Annotated in this window: 1 protein-coding gene; it reads right to left on the bottom strand. The window is 47.2% G+C overall.

What is annotated here, in order from left to right:
• The coding region (locus tag SPADD19_RS03600; RefSeq protein ID WP_241496455.1) for a GTP-binding protein at positions 1-686 on the bottom strand (686 nt) is incomplete at both ends.

Raw genomic sequence — 686 nt, 5'->3', positions numbered from 1 at the left:
AAATGTCTTACCATTGCTCATGAGTTGGATCTTATCGCCTGGTTTGACCATTCCATTGACCACTCGGACCTGAAGGATTACCCCACGATAGGCATCATATACAGAGTCAAAGATCAAGGCTTGAAGAGGGGCTTCAACATCACCCGTAGGTGCTGGAACTTTCTCAACGATCTGCTCCAAAATTTCTTCAATCCCGATACCAGCCTTGGCAGAGGCTAGGACAGCTTCACTAGCATCCAGACCGATGACATCTTCTACTTCTGTGCGCACCCGTTCTGGATCTGCAGCTGGCAAGTCAATCTTATTAATGACTGGCAGGATTTCCAAATCATTGTCCAAAGCAAGGTAAACATTGGCTAGAGTCTGGGCTTCAATCCCTTGAGCGGCATCTACTACGAGAATGGCACCCTCACAGGCAGCGAGCGACCGCGAAACCTCATAGGTAAAGTCCACGTGTCCTGGTGTGTCAATCAAGTGGAAGATATAGGTTTCCCCATCTTTAGCCGTGTAGTTCAACTCTATGGCATTCAGCTTAATGGTAATCCCACGTTCCCGTTCCAGGTCCATACTATCTAAAAGTTGGGCTTGCATCTCTCGACTAGATACGGTTTCGGTTTTTTCTAAAATTCGATCGGCCAAGGTTGACTTTCCATGGTCAATATGGGCGATGATCGAGAAGTTCCGAA

The organism is Streptococcus parasanguinis, from assembly GCF_001578955.1.
Lineage (GTDB): Bacteria > Bacillota > Bacilli > Lactobacillales > Streptococcaceae > Streptococcus > Streptococcus parasanguinis_U.
The sequence above is the reverse complement of the archived record's forward strand: the minus strand, read 5'-3'. Positions and strand labels throughout refer to the sequence as shown.